At 35.1% G+C, this 5,950-nt stretch carries 3 protein-coding genes; 2 read left to right on the top strand and 1 reads right to left on the bottom strand.

What is annotated here, in order from left to right; genetic code table 11:
• Window positions 1-206: 206 nt before the first annotated feature.
• The gene (uvrC, locus tag F6K54_RS38815) at window positions 207-2,081 is read right to left on the bottom strand and encodes an excinuclease ABC subunit UvrC (RefSeq protein ID WP_293089486.1); all 1,875 of its coding nucleotides are present in this window, start codon (window positions 2,079-2,081) and stop codon (window positions 207-209) included.
• Window positions 2,082-3,199: 1,118 nt separating this feature from the next.
• Here uvrC and F6K54_RS38810 point away from each other — a divergent pair.
• Window positions 3,200-5,617: a pentapeptide repeat-containing protein gene (locus F6K54_RS38810; protein ID WP_293089484.1), complete on the top strand. Its 2,418-nt coding sequence runs from the start codon at window positions 3,200-3,202 to the stop codon at window positions 5,615-5,617.
• 95 nt (window positions 5,618-5,712) lie between these two features.
• Window positions 5,713-5,950, top strand: a 238-nt coding sequence (locus F6K54_RS38805) for a helix-turn-helix domain-containing protein (RefSeq protein ID WP_375342031.1), incomplete at its 3' end; no start/stop codon positions are given.

Here is a 5,950-nt window from a genome sequence, read left to right as displayed (position 1 = left end):
CAGCGTTTTGTGGGTCGCGATCGCCTGGATTTTATTCAACTTATGGCCAGTCTAAATTTATCGAACCCGAAAAAAATAGCAGAAGCTGTTCCAGCAAATCAAAATTGTGGACAGCTTAAGAATTAGCTCTTACCGATCTAATCTCAAACCTCTTCGCTCATTCCCATTTCTCCTGACTCCTGACTCCTGTCTCCTGTCTCCTGGTTCTAAGAAGGATGAAAATAATCATAAATTTGCTGCGCCAACTTCGGTCCGACTCCCGATACCTCTGCCAACTGTTGCACTGTTGCCATTCTAATATAATCAACAGAATGAAAATGCCCCAATAACAATTTTTGTCGATGATGTCCCAAACCAGGAATCTCATCTAGGCGCGATCGCTTCATTCTTTGACTTCTTTTATCTCTATGGAAACTTACGGCAAACCGATGCGCTTCATCTCTCAACCTCCGCAATAACTGTACTCCTGGTTGTTCCGCATTAGTTTTTAATGGTAGGGACTCCCTAGGTAAAAAAATCTCCTCTCGTTGCTTTGCTAAACTTACTACTCGCACTTCTTCTAATAGTTCCATCTCTTGGATAACTGTCATCACTGCTGAAAGTTGCCCTTTTCCACCGTCTATCATTATTAAGTCTGGTTTCTCTGTAGTGGGTTGTTTTTCATAGTCGCGAAACCGTCTTTGAATGACTTCTGCCATACTAGCAAAGTCATCAGAATGACCAGAATGTACTTCTGGGTTTTTAATTTTGTAGTGTCGATAATGTTGTTTTGCTGGCAAACCGTCAATAAAAACGACTCGCGATGCTACTGCATCGGAACCTTGAATGTGAGAAATATCATAACCTTCAATACGGTGGGGTAATTCTGGCATATCTAATATTTCTGCTAAATCTGTCATTGCTGCGGTGTTGCGATCGCTCATTTTATTTAACCGTGCCAATTCATATTCAGCGTTCTTTTTTACCATTTCTATTAATTCTGCTTTTCCCTGGCGTTGAGGCACGAAAATTTCTACTTTTTTACCTTTTCTTTCTGTTAACCAACTTGCCAAAAATTCACTTTCTAGTAATTCATATTGCACAACAATTTCTACAGGAATTTCTACAGATTCTACTGTTTGATAATGTGATTCTAAAACCCGCTGTAAAATTGCTCCTAATTCTCTACTTTCTTGAGTTACTAAATTAGGTGTTTCAGCAATAAATCCTAATCTACCTACTAATTTACCTGCTCGAATTTGGAATAATTGAACGCAAGCAAATTTATCATTGCCAGCTAAGGCTATTGCATCTCTGGAAACTCGATCGTCTGGCAAATAAACTTTTTGGTCGGCATTTAGAGAGTCTAAACCTCTAATTTGGTCGCGAATAATTGCAGCTTTTTCAAAATTTAAAGCTTCTGATTCTTTTGCCATTTGAGTATTTAATATATCAATTAATTCTCCTGTTCTGCCTTGAAAAATCATTGCGACTTTTTGCACAATTTTATGATATTCATCTGGTGTTATTAATGCCTGACAAACTCCCGGACAGCGACCAATATCATAATTTAGACAAGGGCGGTCTTTAAATAAAGATTTTGGTCGTTGGCGTAGAGGAAAAATTTGTTTGACTAAATGTAAGGTATTTCTTAAAAGTCTGGTATCTACATAAGGACCGTAATAGCGGTCTTGAGGTTTACCTAATCGTCGTTTTCTAGTAATAAAAACTCTGGGATAATCTTCTGACCAAGTTATACATAAATATGGATATTTTTTATCATCTTTGAGTAAGACATTAAAATATGGTTGATGCTGTTTAACAAGATTAGCTTCTAATGCTAAAGCTTCTGCTTCTGTATCTGTGACAATAAATTCAATTTCTACCACTTGTTGCACCATTAAATTAATACGATGACTGTGGTTTTTGCTTTCTCGAAAATAGGAGCGGACTCGATTTCTCAGCTTTTTTGATTTACCAATATAAAGGATGCGATCGCTACTATCGCGCATTAAATAAACTCCCGGAGTTTGGGGAATTTCTTTGAGCCGATTTTCTAAACTTTCTGAGTCTTTTATTAGGGGTAAAGTTTTAGTTTTCATATTTTTAATTATCCTAACTGTTAAACAATTAATAATTAATTAGCTATTGATTATATTCCGTAATTTACATTATACTCTATCTAATATTTTTGTTTGGTATCAATTATTTATAACTTTATTAAACATTCAAATAGTTGATTAAAAAAATAATTAATTTTCTCCAATTTTTCAAAGATAAATACTCTTTCAGTAATTAAAAATTAATCCTTCGGTAATTATTAATTTTTAATAATTATTAACTATCAGCTCTTAATTATTAATTATTCATTATTAATTTTTCATTATAATGTACAACCAATATTATATTATTCCTCCTATAATTTTTACTATTTTACTTAGATAAAATACAGCAATTGAGTCTATTCCGTAATTTACATTATACTCTATCTAATAATTTTGTTTAGCATCAATTATTGTAAGCATTCAGCCGTCAGCTATCAGCGATCAGCTATGAATTATTAACTCATTATCTTGGAAGAAGGAATTAGTCGCCAAGGAGTGAAATATGTTTGCGTAGCATTCCGCAGGAAATGAAATATTTCTGTCAGCTAACCTTAGTCTTTGCTTGACTCAAATAAAAGCTGATAGCTGTTTGCGGAGCATTCCGTAGGAAATGCTAATAGCTGAATGCTTACCAATTATTTATGATTTTATTAAACATTCAAATAGTTGATAAAAAAGAATAATTAATTTTCTCCAATTTTTAAAATATAAATACTCTTTCAGCAATTAAAAATTAATAATTACCGAATTATTAATAATTAAATAATTCTGGTTTAAAACCTCCCCTTTTAAGGGAAAAAAAGCGGTCGTTTTGCTACGCAACATATAAAGCGGAGCTTCCCGAAGGGTGGGATGGCGAAGTATCCTCGCCATATCCAATCGACCAAGAGAAGAAATAATATCTCCTGACATTCAATTCCGTAACGGTTTTAACCAAATAAATAATTATTAATTATCAACTATCAACTATCAACTCTTAATTATTAATTATTCATTATTAATTGTTCATTATTAATTATTCATTATTCGGTCAACCTTAAAAAACTACTCGTTGAATATGTAAAAAATTTGATTTTCAGTTAAAGTTATTTCATATATATATCAGGGTGAGGACAATGAGTAATAACTTGAATCAAATAAGTCCGTTGGATACTACCTTTGCGAAATCATCTTCTCCATCTACTACCCCTATTCTCAATAACCTTGAAGCAGTCAAAGAATGTGTATTATATGGTGAAGTACAATTGAGAATAGCAGCAGTTTATGAAACCCTCAAATACGGAGATTTAGGACTAGATTTATTACTCATGGCCTTGCAAGACAAGTCAATAGAAGTACAATGGGCCGCATATTCAATACTCCTAGAACAACAACAACCTAAAGCTAAATTAGCATTGTCCCAATATACTTGGGATGTATCTAAACTACTAGAGCTATACGCTACAGGAAAACGGAATTTTATCCGAGCTAACATGAGGGGAGTCACCCTTAATGGCTTAGACCTACAAGGTATAAATTTTAGTTTTGCTTATTTAAAAAATGCCGATTTAAATAGTATTCATCTTAGAGATGCTGACCTCACAGAAGCTAACTTAAGAGGTGCTAACTTGAAGGATGCTAACCTAAAAAATACTAATCTTGAAAATGCTAATCTTAGCCTTGGCAAACTCAGGGGTGTTAACCTAACTAATGCTAATTTAACTAATGCAAACCTTAGTGGTACAGACTTAAGCCTTGCTAACCTAAATAATGCTAATTTAACTAATGCAAATCTTCATAGTGCAGACTTAAGAGGTAGTAAATTTAGAGGTACAAATCTCAAGGGTACTAAACTAAATAAGGAAACAAAATTCGATCGTAAATGGTTATTAGTATGGGAAATAGTTAATCAGCAAGCTATTGGTAAAGACTTGAGAAATATTCATCTGACTAGCATCGACCTTGAAGGTGTAAATCTGAGTAATTCTAACTTCAGTGGCGCTCAACTTAGAAAAGTGAATTTGAGTAATTCTAACCTTAATGGAAGTAACTTTAGTGCTGCCAAACTTATAAATATTAATCTTAAGAATACTGACTGTAGTAATACTAATTTAACTGGTGTAAATTTGAGTGATGCTGACCTTAGTAATGCCAATCTCAGTGGTGCCGACCTCAGTAATGCCAATCTCAGTGGTGCTAATCTTAACTACATTAACCTCCGAGAAACAAAAATAAATTATTTGACAAAAATAGACCATAAATGGCATTTGGTCTGGAAAATTGTTAACCAGCAACCTATAAATAATAATCTTAAAGGAGTCAACCTCAGTCGTTCTGACCTTCGAGGTGCTGACCTCGGCAATATTAATCTCCGGAGTGCTAACTTAGAAGGAGCGAATTTGGGTATGTGCGATTGCAATTTTGTTTATTGCCAAATCCCAAATATTGATAGCAAGTACCACAGTCACTCAAATCTCAGAAGAGTCAATCTTTGTAACGCTAACTTGAAAGGAGCTAACTTAATTGGAGCTTATTTAGAGGAGGCAAACTTGAGTGTAGCTAATTTAATGTCAGCTCAACTCAACTATGCTGAAATGAGCGGTGCCAACCTGACTGCTGCTGACTTTAAGGATGCTGACTTGAGGGATGCCAACCTAACTGCTGCTGACCTCAGTGCTGCTGACCTGAGTAACGCCAACTTGAGTAATGCCAACCTGACAAATGCTCATCTGAGTGCTGCTAAGTTTTGCCATGCTCAACTTAATAGCGCTAAAATGAACCAAGTCGATCTGAGTACAGCTAATCTCACCAATGTTAATCTCACTAATGCTCAACTCTGTTATGCCAATCTTCGTAATACTGATCTAACAGGTGCTATTCTTAAGGGAGTAGATTTAAGTAATGCTGACCTTAGTCATGCTCGTCTAGAAAATATCGATCTTAGTCATGCTCAACTTAAGGGTGTAAAACTCAGTGAAATAACTAGACTTGACCAAAAATGGTATATAGTTTGGCACATTGTTAATCACAAAATACAAGGAAGAAACTTACAAGGTAATGACCTCAGTAATGCTCAACTAAATCGTGTCGATCTCAATAGTGCTAACCTGAGCAATGCTAATCTCTGTGGTGCTAGTCTACGAGTAGCACATTTGTGGGACGCTAACCTAGAAAATGCCAATATTAGCAATGCTAACTTGGGTGGTGTGAATCTTAGTGGTGCTAACCTCAAGGGTGCTAACCTGAGTGGAAGCGATCTTAATCGTGCCCATCTTTGGCATACTTATTTAAGTGATGTTAATCTCAGTGGTGCTAATTTGATGGGAGCTGATTTGTGGAGTGTTAATTTGGATGGTATTGATCTTAGTGGGGTTAACTTGAGTTATGCTAACCTCAGTCATGCTAATCTTAAGGATGCTAATCTGATTGGGGCTAATCTTAGTCGCGCGAATCTTAGTTGTGCAAATCTCAATGGTGTTAATTTCAGTGACGCGAATTTAAGTGGTACTAATTTTAGTGATGCTCATATTAATAATTGCATATTACCTAATTGAAAGAAATTAGATAGAATAGAGCATTGACTTAATCAAAGAATAACGATATAATACGTATTTAAGCATACTTTTATACAGGCAGCGCTCACCCGTACATGAAATCCATTAGAACCAAACTCAAATTAAATAATAAGCAGAAAACTCTGATGGCTCAACACGCAGGCTATAGCAGATGGTGTTATAATTGGGGTTTAAGTTTGTGGAATGCAGCATATAAGGATGGTTATAAGCCTAATGCTCGTAAGCTCAGGGAAGTTTTTACTAATCACACAAAACCTCTTTATCCTTGGATGAAAAACTTGTCCTCTAGGGTTTATCAATACGCTTTCATTA

The organism is Okeania sp. SIO3B5, assembly GCF_010692555.1.
Classification (GTDB): domain Bacteria; phylum Cyanobacteriota; class Cyanobacteriia; order Cyanobacteriales; family Microcoleaceae; genus Okeania.
Note: the sequence above shows the minus strand (reverse complement) of the source record. Positions and strands in the feature narration are given on the sequence as shown.